11 protein-coding genes are annotated in these 17,224 nt (G+C 64.6%); 9 read left to right on the top strand and 2 right to left on the bottom strand.

The window, feature by feature from the left end; translation table 11 throughout:
• Positions 1-174: 174 nt before the first annotated feature.
• Positions 175-2,193, bottom strand: coding sequence for an oxidoreductase (locus tag ISP25_RS22960; protein WP_404611996.1), 2,019 nt, complete (start codon positions 2,191-2,193; stop codon positions 175-177).
• A 73-nt stretch (positions 2,194-2,266) separates the two neighbouring features.
• A complete protein-coding gene (locus ISP25_RS22955) occupies positions 2,267-2,524 on the bottom strand; it encodes an acyl-CoA-binding protein (RefSeq protein WP_192157219.1) in 258 nt (85 codons plus the stop codon).
• 99 nt (positions 2,525-2,623) lie between these two features.
• On the opposite strand from ISP25_RS22955, the gene cmk reads away from it, so the two are divergent.
• The 9 genes from cmk to ISP25_RS22910 all read left to right on the top strand — a co-directional run bounded on the left by cmk (position 2,624) and on the right by ISP25_RS22910 (position 17,195).
• The gene (gene cmk / locus ISP25_RS22950) at positions 2,624-3,304 is read left to right on the top strand and encodes a (d)CMP kinase (protein WP_192157221.1); all 681 of its coding nucleotides are present in this window, start codon (positions 2,624-2,626) and stop codon (positions 3,302-3,304) included.
• A 169-nt stretch (positions 3,305-3,473) separates the two neighbouring features.
• Positions 3,474-5,147, top strand: a complete 1,674-nt coding sequence (gene rpsA, locus ISP25_RS22945; RefSeq protein WP_192157223.1) for a 30S ribosomal protein S1 — start codon at positions 3,474-3,476, stop codon at positions 5,145-5,147.
• Positions 5,148-5,226: 79 nt separating this feature from the next.
• Positions 5,227-5,529: an integration host factor subunit beta gene (locus tag ISP25_RS22940; protein WP_404611993.1), complete on the top strand. Its 303-nt coding sequence runs from the start codon at positions 5,227-5,229 to the stop codon at positions 5,527-5,529.
• Between the two features lie 200 nt (positions 5,530-5,729).
• The gene (locus ISP25_RS22935; protein ID WP_192157227.1) at positions 5,730-5,972 is read left to right on the top strand and encodes a lipopolysaccharide assembly protein LapA domain-containing protein; all 243 of its coding nucleotides are present in this window, start codon (positions 5,730-5,732) and stop codon (positions 5,970-5,972) included.
• Positions 5,972-7,141 carry a lipopolysaccharide assembly protein LapB gene (gene lapB / locus ISP25_RS22930; RefSeq protein WP_404612088.1) on the top strand — a complete coding sequence of 390 codons (1,170 nt, stop codon included), beginning with the start codon at positions 5,972-5,974 and terminating at the stop codon, positions 7,139-7,141. The genes ISP25_RS22935 and lapB overlap by 1 nt, the downstream gene beginning before the upstream one ends.
• Before the next feature lie 53 nt (positions 7,142-7,194).
• The gene (locus ISP25_RS22925; protein ID WP_404612086.1) at positions 7,195-8,169 is read left to right on the top strand and encodes an MraY family glycosyltransferase; all 975 of its coding nucleotides are present in this window, start codon (positions 7,195-7,197) and stop codon (positions 8,167-8,169) included.
• A complete protein-coding gene (locus tag ISP25_RS22920; RefSeq protein ID WP_192157233.1) occupies positions 8,156-10,051 on the top strand; it encodes a polysaccharide biosynthesis protein in 1,896 nt (631 codons plus the stop codon). The genes ISP25_RS22925 and ISP25_RS22920 overlap by 14 nt, the downstream gene beginning before the upstream one ends.
• Positions 10,052-10,927, top strand: a complete 876-nt coding sequence (gene galU / locus ISP25_RS22915) for a UTP--glucose-1-phosphate uridylyltransferase GalU (protein WP_192157235.1) — start codon at positions 10,052-10,054, stop codon at positions 10,925-10,927.
• Between the two features lie 196 nt (positions 10,928-11,123).
• Positions 11,124-17,195, top strand: a complete 6,072-nt coding sequence (locus tag ISP25_RS22910) for an alpha-2-macroglobulin (protein WP_404611990.1) — start codon at positions 11,124-11,126, stop codon at positions 17,193-17,195.
• The last annotated feature ends 29 nt before the right edge of the window (positions 17,196-17,224 follow it).

Raw genomic sequence — 17,224 nt, 5'->3', positions numbered from 1 at the left:
GGCGACGCTGGATTCGAACGGCCATCCCCCTCCCTGGCCTCTTCGATGCGTCGCACTGCGAGGCGTTTTTTTGGGTGGCGTTCTTGCGCGATCGATCCATGACCGCGAAGAGCTAACGGGCGGCTACTCATGGCCGCACTTTCAAATTTTCCTCGCGACCGCCTTTGCTTACGCTCAGAGCTGGCCGGCCAGTCGTGTTCCCTGGTCGATGGCCCGCTTCGCATCGAGTTCGGCAGCCACGTCGGCACCGCCAATGAGGTGCGCCGTCATGCCCATCCTGGCCAGTTCGTCGGCCAGGCGGCGATCCGGCTCCTGGCCGGCGCAGATCACCACGTTGTCGACGGGCAGGAGTTGCGGCTGGCCATCGACGGTGATGTGCAAGCCTTGGTCGTCGAAACGTTCGTAGCCAACCTGGCCCAGCATGGTCACATGCTTTGCCTTCAATGTGGCGCGGTGCACCCAGCCGGTGGTCTTGTTGAGTCGTGCGCCGGGGCGGCCTTCACTGCGCTGGAGCAGCCAGACTTGGCGCAGCGGCGCTTCCGGTTGCGGTTTCAGCAAGCCGCCACGGTGCGACTGCCGGATGTCCACGCCCCATTCGCGCGACCAGCGCTCCACGTCGGTGGCGGGGGAGGGTTGATGTTCGACCAGGAATTCCGCCATGTCGAAGCCGATGCCGCCGGCACCGATGATCGCCACGCTTTGCCCGATCGGCCGGTTGTGTGCCAGCACGTCGAGGTAGCCGAGGACGCGCGGGTCATCACTGCCTGGAAACCGCACCTTGCGCGGCATCACGCCAGTGGCGATCACTACTTCGCTATAGCCGGCTGCCTTGAGCGAGGCGGCATCGGCCAACTGGCCTAGCTTCAGCTCGACGCCTGCATCGGCAAGACGATGGCGAAAGTAACGCAGGGTTTCGTGGAACTCTTCCTTGCCGGGAATCCGCTTGGCGTAGTTGAACTGGCCACCGATTTCCGCGGACTTGTCGAACAGGGTAACCGCATGGCCGCGTTCGGCCAGTGTGGCGGCGCAAGCCATGCCGGCGGGGCCTGCGCCGACCACGGCGATGCGCTTTGGTTGCTCTGTTGGCGCGACCACCAGCTCGGTTTCGTGGCAGGCGCGCGGATTGACCAGGCAACTGGCGCGCTTGTTCTGGAACACGTGGTCGAGGCAGGCCTGATTGCAGGCGATGCAGGTGTTGATGTGCTCGCTGCGACCAGCCCTGGCCTTGTTCGCCCATTCGGGGTCGGCCAGCAGCGGACGTGCCATCGAAACCATGTCCGCGTCGCCTTCGGCCAGCACACGCTCGGCCACTTCGGGCATGTTGATGCGGTTGGTGGCGATCAGCGGAATGGAAACTTCGCCCCTGAGCTTTTTCGTCACCCACGCAAAGCCGGCTCGCGGCACGCTGGTGACGATGGTTGGCACGCGCGCTTCATGCCAGCCGATGCCTGTATTGATGATGCTGGCGCCGGCGGTTTCCACGGCCTTGGCCAGAGTGACGATCTCATCCCAGCTTTGGCCGCCTTCGACCAGGTCCAGCATCGACAGCCGGTAGATGATGATGAAGTCGCGGCCTATCGCCTCGCGCGTACGGCGCACGATTTCCGCGGGCAGGCGCATGCGCCGTTCGGCGTCCCCGCCCCATGCGTCGTTGCGCTTATTGGTGCGGGCAGCGATGAACTGGTTGATGAGGTAACCCTCCGAACCCATCACCTCGACGCCGTCGTATCCCGCCTCGCGGGCAAGCTCGGCGCTCCGTACGAAGTCGCGGATGGTGCGTTCTACGCCTCGCGCCGAGAGCGCCTTTGGCGTGAAGGGGGTGATCGGCGACTTGATCTTCGATGGCGCCACCGACAACGGGTGATAGCCATAGCGCCCCGCATGCAGGATCTGCATGCAGATGCGGCCGCCTTCGGCATGCACGGCGTCGGTGAGTCTGCGATGGCGCGCCACGTGCCAAGGCATCGAGAGGCGGCCGCCGAACGGCTTCAACCAGCCGCGGATACTGGGCGCGATGCCACCGGTGACCATCAGGCCCACGCCGCCGCGGGCGCGTTCGGCGAAATAGGCGGCCAGCTTGTCGTAGTCGGCCGCCTTGTCTTCCAGGCCGGTGTGCATCGAACCCATCAGGATGCGGTTGGGCAGGACGACGTGGCCCAGATCGAGCGGGGCGAACAAATGGGGATAGTTCATGGCACGACCGTGTTCAAACGATCGTATGAATGTGCCTGTTGCCACACTCGGACGCAAGCGGCACCTGCATGGTTCAGGCCTGCAGCTGATCCACCAGTGCGATATAGCGGCGCATTGCCTCGTCTTGCGGCAGGCCACGCAATTGCGCCCATGCCTCGTGCTTGGCGGTGCCCACGAAATCGAAGAACCCGGGCTGGTCGCCGTGCGCGTCGCCCTCCGAACCCTGTTTGTACAGCGCGTACAGCTTGAGCAGGGTGTCGTTGTCGGGGCGGTAATCCAGCCGTTTCACGGCCTCGGCGGCCTGCTCGAATGCGTGGCGGAGATCGTTCATGGCGGATCGGCGGGGGAATGGCCCGGAATTTCGCCATGGTACGCGATGCCGCTGGGGCTGGCGCGATACCATGCCCGTCCCGTTTGATCAGGAGCTGCCATGAGCCGAACAGCCGCCGTCCCCGTGTTGACCATCGACGGTCCCTCGGGCTCTGGCAAGGGCACGATCAGCCGGCGCGTGGCCGAGCATCTGGGCTGGCGGCTGTTGGACTCCGGCGCGTTGTACCGGGCGGTGGGCTATGCCGCTGGGGCAGCGGGTCTGGATCTGTCCGATGTCGAGGCGGTGACCCGCTGCGCGCAGACCACCAAGATCCGTTTCCAGGCCAGTGCCGATGGCAGCGATACCCACATCCTGGTCAACGGCCATGACGCCACCGCCGAACTGCGTACCGAAACCGCCGGCGCGGCAGCCTCCGCGATCGCCTCGATTGCCCCGGTGCGGCAGGCCTTGGTGGAGCTGCAGTTGGGCTTCCGCAAGCAGCCGGGCCTGGTCGCCGACGGGCGTGACATGGGCACGGTGATCTTCCCCGATGCCCCGTTCAAGGTGTTCCTTACCGCCAGCGCCGCCGAGAGGGCCAAAAGGCGCTATAAGCAGTTGAAGGAAAAGGGGCTCAGCGTTACACTGTCGAGTCTGCAGCGCGAGATCGAGGCGCGTGACCATCGCGATGCGTCGCGTTCGGTCGCGCCGCTCAAACCCGCGCCGGAGGCCGTACTGGTGGACACCACCGGCATGGGTATCGACGAGGTCGTCGCAAAAGTTCTTGCTGTCGTGCAGCCCTGAACGGGTTGTGCGGCGGTTTTCGTTCCCCGGTCAATGACGTCCGGGGCTCAGCCATGGTGACGAGGCGTGCCCCGCAAGGGCGCTCCGAAGGCACCCCAACCGGTGGGCCGTTGCCGTTGCGTTTCCAGTCCGGAGCGCCGCAACCGTCCTTTCCCATTCTGGAATCAACATGACCGAAAGTTTTGCCGAACTGTTTGAACAGAGCCAGCAGGCCATCGCCAAGCTGAAGCCCGGCGCCATCGTCACTGGCATCGTGGTGGAAATCCGCAACGACGTCGTCGTGATCAACGCGGGCCTGAAGAGCGAAGGCATCGTCCCGATCGAGCAGTTCAAGAGCGAAGACGGCACCCTCGAAGTGAATGTCGGCGACCACGTGAAGGTGGCCCTCGAAGCGCTCGAGGACGGCTTCGGCGAAACCAAGCTGTCGCGTGAGAAGGCCAAGCGTTCGATGGTGTGGGACGACCTCGAAGAGGCGTTCGACAAGGAAGAGACCATCAAGGGCATGATCTCCGGCAAGGTCAAGGGCGGCTTCACCGTCGACATCAAGGACGTCCGCGCCTTCCTGCCTGGCTCGCTGGTCGACGTGCGCCCTGTGCGCGAACCGACCTACCTCGAGGGCAAGGAACTCGAGTTCAAGATCATCAAGCTCGACCGCAAGCGCAACAACGTGGTGGTCAGCCGCCGCGCCGTCGTCGAGACCGAGTTCTCCGCCGAGCGCGAGCAGCTGCTGGAGCGTCTGGTCGAAGGCGCCATCATCAAGGGCGTGGTCAAGAACCTCACCGACTACGGCGCGTTCGTGGATCTGGGCGGCATCGACGGCCTGCTGCACATCACCGACATGGCGTGGAAGCGCGTGCGCCATCCGAGCGAAGTCGTCAACGTCGGCGACGAGCTGGAAGTGCGCGTGCTGAAGTTCGACAAGGAGCGCAACCGCGTCTCGCTGGGCCTGAAGCAGCTGGGCGATGATCCGTGGGTGAACATCTCGCGTCGTTACCCGGTGGGTTCGCGCCTGTTCGGCAAGGTCTCCAACGTCACCGACTACGGCTGCTTCGTCGAGATCGAGCCGGGCGTCGAAGGTCTGGTCCACGTGTCCGAGATGGACTGGACCAACAAGAACGTCAATCCGGCCAAGGTGGTGCAGGTCGGCGACGAGACCGAAGTGATGGTGCTGGACGTGGATGAAGAGCGTCGCCGCATCTCGCTGGGCATCAAGCAGACCCGCTCGAACCCGTGGGAAGCGTTTGCCGCCATGCACAAGAAGGGCGACAAGGTTTCCGGCCAGATCAAGTCGATCACCGACTTCGGCGTGTTCATCGGCCTGGACGGTGGCATCGACGGCCTGGTGCACCTGTCCGATATCTCCTGGCAGATGTCCGGCGAAGACCTCGTGCGCAACTTCAAGAAGGGCGACGAGATCGAGGCCGTGGTGCTGGCTGTCGATCCGGAGCGCGAGCGCATTTCGCTCGGCATCAAGCAGATGGAGCAGGATCCGTTCGGCCAGTTCATGGGCAACAACCCGCGCGGCACCATCGTCACCGGCACGGTGAAGGAAGTGGACGCCAAGGGTGCGGTGATTGACCTGGGCGAGGGCGTGGAGGGTTACCTCCGTGCCAACGACATCGCCAAGGAGCGCATCGACGACGCCACCCAGCACCTGAAGGTGGGCGACAAGGTCGAGGCCAAGTTCACCGGCATGGACCGCAAGGGCCGCCAGCTGTCGCTGTCGATCCGTGCAAAGGACGAGGAAGACGTGCAGGAAGCGCTGGCCGAGTACTCCTCGGCGGCCGGTGGCACCACCAAGCTCGGCGCTCTGCTCAAGGAGCAGATGAACAAGGCCGACTAAGGCGTTGCAAGAATGGCCCGGGGCGGCATGAGCCGCCTCGGGTCAGCAGCGCAGCAACACATTCGCGGACTGGGGGAACATGACCAAATCCGAATTGATCGAGGCGCTGGCCAGGCGCCAGACCCATCTTGCGTTCGCCGATGTCGAGTTGGCGGTCAAAAGCGTGGTCGAGCAGATGAGCCAGGCGCTGTCGCAGGGCGAACGCATCGAGGTGCGTGGTTTCGGCAGCTTTGCGCTGCATTACCGGCCGCCTCGCATGGGACGCAATCCGAAGACCGGCGATTCCGTGGCGTTGCCCGGCAAGCATGTGCCGCACTTCAAGCCCGGCAAGGAGCTGCGCGAACGCGTCAACCTGCGGCTGGAAGAAGCCACGACCGGCTGAGGCGGAACGCCAAGTGAGTTCATGAAGGCAGGTAGGCGCGAGCCGATCCTGCCTTTTTGTTTTTGGGATGCCCCTTGATCGAAGAGACCAACGACGGTTCTTCGAAACTGCGTTTTCCATCTGTCTTTACGGCTGAATTGCAGCAACATGCCTCAGTCTGCTTGCTGTGCCGGGTGCGGACGATGGGGTAAAGTCCTCGGATGCGCTTGATCGTGATCTTCGTCCTCATCTTCTTCGTTGCCGCCGGCGTGGTAGTGGGCGCACTCAATGCCGGCCTGGTCGACTACGACTTCGCCTTCGCGCGCGTGTCCATGCCCAAGGGAGCTGCGCTGTTGGCCGCGTTGGTGCTGGGCTGGCTGTTGGGTGGCCTCACCGCATGGCTCGGCGTGAGCCTGCGGCATCGCCGCCGACTGAAAGCCGGCAAGAAGCAGGCGCGTGCATGATGTCCTGGTACGTGTTGCTGCCGTTGGCGGTGCTCGCCTTTGGGCTGGGCTGGTGGGCGTCGCGATTCGCCAGCGCTAGGCGTTCCGGTGCGGCGGTCAATGAGCTCTCGTCCGACTATTTTCGCGGCTTGAACTACCTGCTCAATGAGGAGCAGGACAAGGCCATCGAAGTGTTTCTGCGCCTAGCCGAATACAACCGCGACACGGTGGAGACGCATCTCGCGCTGGGCAACCTGTTCCGCCGCCGCGGCGAGGTGGATCGCGCGATCCGGTTGCACCAGCACCTGGTTTCGCGGCCGAACCTGTCCGAGCCGACCAAGACCGTAGCCCTGCTGGAACTGGGCGAGGATTACATGCGCGCGGGCTTGCTCGACCGAGCGGAAGCACTGTTCGACGACCTGGTGGCGATGGATGCGCACGCGCCGTCGGCGTTGCGCCACCTGATCGCGATCTACCAGCACGAGCGCGACTGGAACAAGGCGATCGAGCATGCGCGCCGTCTGGAGGCGATGACCGGCGAGGACGAGTCGCCGATGATCGCCCAGTTTTATTGCGAATTGGCCGAGCGTTCGCGTCAGCACGGCGCGCGTATCGAGGCGCGCGATTACCTGGAGCATGCCTTCCGGTGCCAGCCCGATTGCGTGCGTGCCTGGATGCTGACCGGGCGTTTGCACGCCGAGGATGGGCAGCATGCCGAAGCAGTGCAGGCCTATGAAGCGGCGGTCGGCGCGGATATCGCCTTCGTGCCGGAAATCCTGCCGCCATTGTTGAACAGCTACGCCTGTTCGCAGCAGATGGATCGCGCCGAACGCTTCTTGCGCGAGCTGCTGGAGCGCTACCACGGCATCTCGCCGGTGCTGGCATTGACCAGGCTGTACCAGCAGCGTGACGGCCAGCGCGAGGCGGTAGGCTTCCTGACCGGGCAACTGCGCCTGCGTCCTTCGGTGCGCGGCCTGATGGCGCTGATCGACGCCACGATGGATCGGATCGAAGGCGAGGCGCGCGAGAACTTCTTGATCCTGCGCGATCTCACCAAGAAATTGCTGGAGGGGCAGGCGATGTATCGCTGCAGCCGTTGTGGCTTCGGCGCCAAGGCGCACCACTGGCAATGCCCCAGTTGCAAGAGCTGGAGCACGATCCGACCCATCCATGGCGTTGCCAACGAGTGACGCCGGTGGCTTGGATTATCGGATGGTTGCTGCTCTCCTTCGCCATCGCCTGGATGTCGGCACGCGTGGCGATTGGTTACGCGCATCGCCGCGGCATGCTGGATCGCCCGGGTCAGCGACGTTCCCACACCATCCCCACGCCGCGCGGCGGCGGCATCGGTATCGTCCTGGCCAACTTGGTCTGTCTTCCCGGCACCTTGCTTGGCACCTGGGCGCCATGGTCTTGGCCAGTGGTGGCTGCCTTGCTGGCGGCCCTGCTGCTGGTGGCGCTGGCAGGCTGGTGGGACGATCATCGCTCCCTGCCGATCCTGCCGCGTTTCGGCGCACAGTTGCTGGCCGTACTGCTGTTTGCTGTTGCGTTGGGCGCAAGCGGCATGTCCTGGTGGTGGTTGCTGCCACTGCTGCTGGCCGGTGTGTGGAGCATCAACCTGCACAACTTCATGGACGGCATCGATGGCCTGCTGGCCCAGCAGGCCATGTTCGTGGGAGCCGGGTTGGCGTGGCTGGCGTGGAATGCCGGGCAATGGCCGTTGGCGCTGGCTGCCAGCTGCCTTGCCACGGCCAGCCTGGGTTTCTGGTGCCTCAATCGTTCGCCGGCGCGTATTTTCATGGGAGATGTGGGCAGCGGCAGCGTAGGGCTGCTGATTTTCGCGTTCACAGCGATGCTGTGGCGGGTCGATGCGAGCCTGTTGTGGCCGGCATTGATCCTGTCCTCGGCCTTCGTCGCCGATGCCAGCCTGACCTTGCTGACGCGTTATTTCCGGGGGCGACGCTGGTACAGTGCGCACCGCGAACACCTGTACCAGTGGCTGGTCAGGCGCGGTTTGACGCATGCCTGGGGAGGGACGATCTATATGACATGGAATCTGTTGTTCGCTGCGCCGATGGCTTGGTTGGCTTGGAGTCATCCACGGCTGGCTTTGCCGATTAGCATCGTCGCCTACCTGGCTGCGGCGGCGCTCTGGTTGATGCTCAAGCGACGTTGCCTGCGGCGCCACCCGACCAAGGACCGCCATGTCGCTGCGTAGGCTTGTCGGCTTCATCCATCCTCGCGTGGCGGTCATGTTGCACGACTTGGCCATGGCCGCGATCGCCTGGTGGGTCGCCAAGTTGTTGCGTTACGCGGTGCGGCCGGAAGATGTCGTGCATTTTCGCTGGTTCGAGCTGCCGATCGTGCTGCTCGCGCAAGGCTTGGTCTTCCGCTTGACCGGCCTGTACAAGGGCGTATGGCGCTTCGCCAGCCTGCCCGATTTGTGGAACATCCTGCGCGCCGTGGCGCTGGGTTCGGCGGCAATCTGGCTGCTGATGTCGATGTTCAACCGCTTGCAGGGCGTGCCGCGCACGATGTTGCTGTTGTATCCGGTGGTGCTGGCGCTGGCGCTGGGGCTGCCTCGGCTTGCCTACCGCTATTGGAAGGACAGTCGCCGCGGAATATCCGGGTTGAACTCCACGCGCCGTGTGCTCATTCTGGGCGCAGACCACGCCGGCGAGGTGCTTTCGCGCGACTTGCTCCGCAGCGGCGGTTACGCGGTGGTCGGCTTTCTCGATGATCGTCCCGCATTGCGCGGCGCCAGCATCAACGGACATCCGGTGCTGGGCCAGTTCGAGCAATTGCCTGCCATCGCGCGCGAAGCGGCGGTCGAGATGATATTGATCGCCTTGCCCAGCGCCACGGTGGGCGAGATGCGCCGTGTGGTGAGTCTGTGCGATGCCACCGATCTACCGTACCGGACGGTTCCAAGGCTGGACGACGTGGTCGCAGGACGTGCGCAGCCTGGCGAGATCAAGGAAGTGGCGATCGAGGACCTGCTCGGGCGTGATGCCGTGGAGCTGGATTGGACGGCGATCCGCGAGACGATAGGCGGCCGCCGTGTGTTGGTCACCGGTGGCGGTGGCTCGATCGGCTCGGAACTGTGCCGTCAGGTGGCGCGCCTGGGAGCGCTGTCGCTGGTCGTCGTCGATCACAGCGAATACAACCTCTACCAGATCACGCGGGAGTTGCGCGCCAACTATCCGGAACTGCTGCTCGAGGGTGTACTCGCCAGTTGCGTGGACTGCGTGCAGATGCGCAGGGTACTGGCCGAGGCGCGGCCGCAGGTGGTGTTCCATGCCGCGGCCTACAAGCATGTGCCCATGCTGCAGCACCAGTTGCGCGCAGCCTTCCTCAATAACGTGCTGGGCACGCGTGCCATGGCCGATCTGTCGTGCGAGGCGGGCGTGGAATGCTTCGTGCTGATTTCCACGGACAAGGCGGTCAATCCCACCAGCGTGATGGGTGCATGCAAGCGCATTGCCGAAATCTGGTGCCAGAACCTCGACGCGCATGCCAGCACGCGTTTCATGACCGTGCGTTTTGGCAACGTGCTCGATTCGGCTGGTTCGGTCGTGCCGTTGTTCCGCAAACAGATCCGCGATGGCGGCCCGGTCACCGTGACCCATCCAGAAGTTTCGCGCTACTTCATGACCATCCCGGAGGCCTGCCAGTTGATCTTGCAGGCGGCCAGCCTCGGCAAGGGCGGCGAGATCTTCGCGCTCGATATGGGCGAGCCGATGAAGATCCGCGATCTTGCCGAGCAGATGATCCGGCTGGCCGGCAAGAAGCCGGGCAGCGAGGTGCCCATCGTTTTCACCGGCCTGCGGGCAGGCGAGAAGCTGTTCGAGGAACTGTTCCATCCGCTCGAGCAGTACAGCGCCACCACGCATGCCAAGATCTTCCTGGCCCAGCATCGCCAAGTACCGTGGGAGCTGTTGCAAGCCACGATGCACAAGGCGGCCGACATGGTCGCAACAGATAACGACGAAGAGTTGCGGCGATGCGTGTCCGGCCTGTTGCCGTCGTTCCGCTGGAGCGAAGCGCCGCAACCCGACAACGTGGTGTCGATCCGCCGCCACGAAACAGGAGAGAAGTGAGTGAGCAAGCCCTTGCGCAAAGTGGTCTTCCCCGTGGCCGGCCTGGGCACGCGCTTCCTGCCCGCCACCAAGGTGGTGGCCAAGGAAATGCTGCCGGTGCTGGACAAGCCATTGATCCAGTATGCGGTGGACGAAGCGGTCGATGCCGGTGCCGATACGCTGATCTTCGTCACCAACCGCTACAAGCACGCCATCGCCGACTACTTCGACAAAGCCTACGAACTGGAGGCCAAGTTGCAGGAGAAGGGCAAGGACGCGCTTCTGGCGCTGGTGCAGGGCACGCTTCCGAAGCACGTGCGCGCGATCTTCGTCACCCAGCCCGAGGCACTGGGCTTGGGGCATGCCGTGCTGTGCGCCAAGCCCGTGGTGGGCGACGAGCCGTTCGGCGTGGTGTTGCCCGACGACCTCATCTGGAACGGTGCCGGCAAGGGCGCGCTGCGCCAGATGGCAGAATTGGGCCAACGCGAAGGTGCCGGCGTGATCGCGGTGGAAGAGGTGCCGCAGAACGAAACCGACAAATACGGCATCGTGGACGCCACGCGAATCGACGAGCGCAGCGCGCAGATCCGCCACATGGTTGAAAAGCCCAAGCCGGCCGATGCGCCGTCGAACCTGGCCGTGGTGGGGCGTTACGTGCTGCCGGGTCGGATTTTCCAGTTGCTGGAGCAGACCACGCCGGGCGCGGGTGGCGAGATCCAGCTCACCGACGCGATCGATACCTTGCTGAAGGAACAGGGCAAGGTGCTGGCGTACCGCTTCGAGGGCACGCGTTTCGACTGCGGCAACAAGGCAGGGCTGGTACGCGCCACCATGCACATGGCGCTGCAGGATCCGAGCCTGGCGCCGGTGGTGCGCGAGATCGCCGCTACGCTCTGACCGCCGTCGCTGGTTGGCGCGGCATGGCCGTGCCAGAATCGCGGCTGCGTCCTGCCATATTCGTGGTGCAGGATGCGCATGGGGAAATCCATCCAATCAGGCCTCGCATGCTGTGCGGGGCCTGATCCTGTGGCAGGAGCCCCGACACCGGCCGCAAGGGCCGGCGTCATTCGACGGATGAATCGAGGGAAGCATCATGGATCTGCTGCGTTTCCTGCTCCTGTTGCCAGTGCGCCTGCTGCGCATGGCGGGGCATGTCCTTGGCTGGATCTTGCGGCCGCTGCTCGGCAACGTGCAATGGTCGGCACCCGGCTGGATGCATGTCGTACGCCGCAACCCGTTGCGTTCGGCCGGTACCTTGCTGGCGGCAGTCGTGTTGGCTGGCGGTGGCTGGTACGGCTGGCGCTGGTACCAGAGCCGACCGCGTCCGCCGCAGCCGCAGCAGATCACCTGGACGGTGCAGGCACCGGCGCTCACCGACTACGGCAAGCAACCGGTCGTGGTGCATCCGCTGGAGCTCGCGTTCTCGGGATCGGCGGCGCCGATCGAGCGCGTCGGCAAGCCGGTGACCGAGGGCATTGCCATGAGCCCGGACACCAAGGGCCAATGGACTTGGGTGGACGACCATACCTTGCGCTTTACGCCCGCGGCGGACTGGCCGGTCGGCCAGCACTACAAGGTGCGCTTCGACGTGCGCAAGACCTTCGCGCCGCAGGCCTTGATGGCGGATGACGGCTTCGAGTTCGACACTGCACCCTTCACCGCCACGCTGGGACGGGGCGAGTTCTACCAGGACCCGCAGGACGCCACCGCCAAGCAGGTGATCGTGCCGGTGGACTTCAGCTATCCCATCGATGCCGCGCAATTCGAACGGCGCATCGCGCTGGCTCTGGCCGACAAGGATGGCAAGCGCGGCGACACGCTGAAGTACACCGTGACCTACGACCAGACCCGCCTGCATGCATGGATCCACTCGCAGCCGTTGGCCTTGCCGCACGACGACGGCGCGGTGGCGGTCACGATCGACAGCGGCGTGCGCAGCACGCGTGGCGGCATGGGCACCAAGGATCCGCTCAAGGCCAGTGTGCGCATCCCCGGCCTCTACAGCCTCACGGTGGACGATATTTCACCCACGCTGGTGAACAACGACAAGTACGAACCCGAACAGGTGATGGTGGCCAACTTCAGCGGCGCGGTACGCAGCAGCGACGTGGCTGACGTGACCCAGGCCTGGGTGTTGCCGGCGAACAAGCCAGGTGAGCAGGCTTCCGACGATGGCAAGCCTTACGAGTGGGATGTATCCGAGGTCGGCGAGGACGTGCTGCGCAAGTCGCAGGTGCTCAAGCTCGACGTGGTGCCCACCGAGAACGACTATCAGGAATTGCAGAGCTTCAAATACCAGGCCACGCCGGGCCAGCGCATCTACGTTCGCATCGGCAAGGACGTGAAGTCCTTCGGCGGCTACGTGCTGGGCCGGCCGGTGGCGCGCGTGTTCACCGTGCCGGATTATCCCAAGCTGCTGCGCTTCATGGCGGACGGTTCGCTGCTGTCACTGGGTGGCAGCAAGCGCGTCTCGGTGGTCTCGCGCAACATGCCTGGCATGCGCGTGGAGATCGGCCGTGTGCTGCCCGACCAGTTGCAGCATCTGGTCAGCCTCAATTCGGGCGACTACAGCCATCCGCAGTTGCCTTATGACTTCGACGAGGGTCACATCGTCGAACGTTACGAGATCAAGCGTTCGTTTCCGCAAGGCGGCCCGAGCCAGGCGCATTACGAGGGTGTTGACCTCGGTCAATACCTCAAGCCGGGACGTCGCGGCGTGTTCTGGCTGCACCTTTCCAGTTACGACCCGGCCGCCGCTGCCAAGCGCGCGGCCGAGGCGGTGAAGGCACGCGCGCTCGCGCAGCAGGGCCTGGCGCCTGCACCCGGTCGATCCGCGGCGGCGCCGGCTGCTGCAACCACGGTAGCGGCAGCCGACGACGCTGCAGACAACGCAGGTGACAACAACGACGGCGACAACGGCGATGGCAACAATGATGCCTCGCCCAGCGACAACCGCCTCATCGTGGTCACCGACCTCGGCATGTTGGTGAAGCAGGCGCTGGACGGGAGCCAGGATGTGTTCGTGCAGTCCATCGGCAACGGCCAACCGGTGGCAGGCGCCAGCGTGTCGGTGCTTGCGGTAAACGGGCAGACGCTCTTCACGCAGACCACCGGCGCCGAAGGCGTGGTGCATTTCCCCAGCCTCAAGGGGTTGGACCGCGAGAAGAAGCCCGCGCTCTACGTGGTGAGCAAGGGCGAGGATCTTTCCTTCCTGCCGGTAGGCAGCTCCGACCGCCAGCTCGACTTCTCGCGCTTCGACATCGGTGGCGAGGCAAATGCAGCAAACGCCGGCCAGCTCAGCGGTTATCTGTTTTCCGACCGCGGCATCTATCGTCCCGGCGATACCTTTCACATCGGCCTGATCGTGCGCGCTGCGGAATGGGCGCGCAACGTGGCGGGTATTCCGCTGCAGGCCGAGATCGTCGACCCGCGCGGCGTCACGGTGAAGCAGCAGCCCTTGGCGATGGACTCCAGCGGCTTCGGCGAATTGAGCTACACGCCGGCGGAAACCGCGCCCACCGGCACGTGGGCGGTGAACCTCTACATCGTGCGCGGGGGTAAGGCCGATACGCAGATCGGCAGCACCACGGTGCAGGTGAAGGAATTCCTGCCCGACCGCATGAAGGTGAGCGCCAAGCTCTCTCAGCAGGTCGCCGAGGGTTGGGTGAAGCCTGATCAGCTCAAGGGCCTGGTCGATGCGCAGAACCTGTTCGGCACGCCCGCCGCGGATCGCCGCGTGGAAGCCTCGCTCACGCTGCGTCCGGCGTGGCCGGCGTTCCACAGCTGGACGGACTACCATTTCTACGACATCCGCCGTGCCAAGGAGGGTTATGAGGAGAACCTTGCCGACGGCAAGACCGACGACAAGGGCCATGCCGAATTCGACCTCGACCTCAAGAAATACGCCGACGCCACCTACCAGCTCTACTTCCTCGCCAAAGCGCACGAAGCGGACGGCGGCCGCAGCGTGGCCGCCGCCACGCAGACCCTGGTGTCCTCCAACGACTGGCTGGTGGGCTACAAGAGCGACGACGCGCTGGACTACGTGAGCCGCAATGCAGAGCGCAAGGTGCGACTGGTGGCGATCGGCCCCGATGCGAAATCCATCGCGCTGGACGGTCTCAAGGCGCAATTGGTCGAGCGACGCTACGTCTCGATACTCACCAAGCAGGACTCCGGCGTCTACAAGTACGAGTCCAAGCTCAAGGAAATCCCGGTGGACGAGAAGCCGCTGGCGATTCCCGCGGGCGGCATGGATTACGCGCTCGCCACGGACAAGCCCGGCGACTACGCGCTGCTGATCCTGCGTGGCAACGACCGCAAGGAGGTCAACCGCGTCAGCTATTCGGTGGCTGGCAATGCCAATTTGTCGCGTTCGTTGGATCGCAATGCCGAACTGCAACTAAGCCTGGACAAGCAGGACTACAAGCCTGGCGACACCATCCATATCGCCGTGCACGCGCCGTACGCGGGCAGTGGCCTGATCACCATCGAGCGCGACAAGGTCTACGCACACGCGTGGTTCCATGCCGACACCACCAGTTCGGTGCAGAGCATCACCTTGCCCAAGGACTTCGAAGGCAACGGCTACGTCAACGTGCAGTTCGTGCGCGACCCGTCCTCCGACGAGGTCTTCATGAGTCCGCTGTCCTACGGCGTGGAGCCGTTCTCGGTGAACCTCGACGCGCGGCGCGATGCACTGACGGTGGACACGCCCGCGCTGGTGAAACCGGGCGACACCGTGACCTTCAAGCTGCATGCGGCGCAACCGGCCAGGGTGGTGCTGTTCGCGGTGGACGAGGGCATCCTGCAGGTCGCACGTTACAAACTTGGCGATCCGCTGCAGTACTTTTTCCGAAAGAAGATGCTCGAGGTGAAGACCTCGCAGATCCTCGACCTGATCCTGCCCGAGTTCGAGAAGCTGATGGCGCTGTCCGCCGCTGCCGGTGGCGATGCCGACGCGGCGATCAGCCGCCAGCTCAACCCGTTCAAGCGCAAGCGCGACAAGCCGGTGGCCTACTGGTCGGGCATCGTCGACGTCGATGGCGAGAAGGACTTCAGCTACACGGTTCCCGACTATTTCAATGGCCGCGTGCGTGTGATGGCCGTGGCGGTGTCGCCTGACCGCATTGGTACGTGGGAGGGCGCCACCACGGTGCGCGGCGACTTTGTGCTTTCGCCCAACGTGCCGACCACGATGGCCCCAGGGGACGAGGCCGAGGTGAGCGTGGGCGTGGCCAACAACCTCACGGACATCGGTACGAAGGCGGTACCGGTGGCAGTAACGCTGCAGACCGGTCCACAGCTGCAGGTGCTGGGGCCGGCCACGCAGGACGTGAGCCTCGCCTCGATGCGCGAAGGCGTGCTGCGCTTCCGCGTCAGGGCAACCGACAAGTTGGGTTCCGGCCATCTGGGCTTCGCCGCCAGCTATGGAGGCAAGTCGGCACAGCAGGGCATTGACGTGTCGGTGCGGCCGGCATCGGCCTATCGCACCCAGGTCGACGTGGGCCGCGTGGAATCGGGCAGCCAGGCCGACCTGAAGCTGCTGCGTCCGCTGTACGACGCCTACGCCTCGCGTGATGCGGCGATCTCCTCCTTGCCAGTCGTGCTGGCGCAAGGCATCACCAGCTATCTGGTGAACTACCAGAACTACTGCAGCGAGCAGATCGTGAGTTCGGCGATGCCGCGGCTGGTGGTGTCGAAGTGGCCAGTGGTGCCAGTGTTCGCGCACGCGTTGCAGCCGGCCTTCGGCGACAAGACCATCAGCAACGACCAGGCACTGGCGAACTTCCTCGACGTGCTGCACTCGCGGCAGAACGGTGCTGGCGGTTTCGGCCTCTGGTCGGCCACGCCGGATGCCGAACCGTTCGTCTCCGATTACGCGATGAACTTCCTGATCGAGGCGCGCGAACGCGGCATGGCGGTGCCGCAGGATATGCTCGACGCCGGCAACCAGTACCTCAGGCAACTGGCCGCCAACGACAGCATGGACACGCTGGACCAGCTGCGCGAGCGTGCCTACGCCGTGTACCTGCTGACCCGCCAGGGCAACGTCACCACCAATGAGTTGGCCGCGGTGCAGAAGCGTCTGCAGGACCAGTATCCGAAGGATTGGACGAACGACCTGGCCGCCGCATGGCTGGCTGCTTCGTACAAGCTGCTCAAGCAGGATGCCGAGGCGAATCGCCTGATGGCAGGGCCGCTCAAGCTGCTCACCCGCGCCAAGGCCGCCGAGGACTTCGACTATGGCTACTACTACGACCCGCTGACCCGCGATGCCAGCGTGCTTTACCTGATCGCCAAACACTTCCCGCAGGAGGCGAAGTCGCTGCCCTCGCGCGTGTTCGAGAACGTCTCGTGGCCGCTCGCGCACAACGACTACAACACCTTGTCGTCCGCGATGACCGTACTGGCGCTGGACAGCTACGCGCACGACACCGCCGCCGGCCTGGACAAGCTGGGCATCGCCGAAGTGCTGGCCGACGGCAGCGCCAAGCCCATCGGCCAGGTGCAAGGCGGCATGTTGCTGGGCGGTAGTTGGGACGGTGTGGCGAAGGCGCTGCGCTTCACCAACCAGGGCAGCCTGCCGGCATGGCGCATCGCCACGCAGGGCGGCTATGACCGCAGCAGCTCGAAGGAGGCGATCAAGAACGGCATCGAGATCGTGCGCGAGTACACCGGCACCGACGGCAAGGCACTGGACAAGATCACGGTGGGCGAGGAAATCGACGTGCACATCAAGATCCGCGCCACCGGCGACGAGGGCGTGGGCAACGTGGCCATCGTCGATCTGCTGCCGGGCGGGTTCGATCCGGTGATCCAGCCGCCACCTGCGGTACAGGCGGACAGCAATACGGCCGGCGACAACGGCAGTGGCGACGACAACAGCAACAGCGATGGCAGCGACACGCCCAAGCCTGCCGCGTGGCGTTCGCCCATCGGTCTTGACTCATCGACCTGGCAGCCCGAGTACGCGGACATTCGCGAGGATCGCGTGGTGATCTACGGCACGGCCACGCCGGACGTACGTGAGTTCGTCTATCGCATCAAGGCCACCAACGCCGGCAAGTTCCAGGTCGCTCCGGCTTATGCCGAGCAGATGTACGACCGTGCCATCCAGGCACAGGCTCCCGGAGGCGCCGTGCTCGACGTGGTACAGCCGTGATTCACAACCGTGAACACCCCTTCCTTGCC

The organism is Rhodanobacter hydrolyticus, assembly GCF_044904645.1.
The sequence above is the reverse complement of the archived record's forward strand: the minus strand, read 5'-3'. Positions and strand labels throughout refer to the sequence as shown.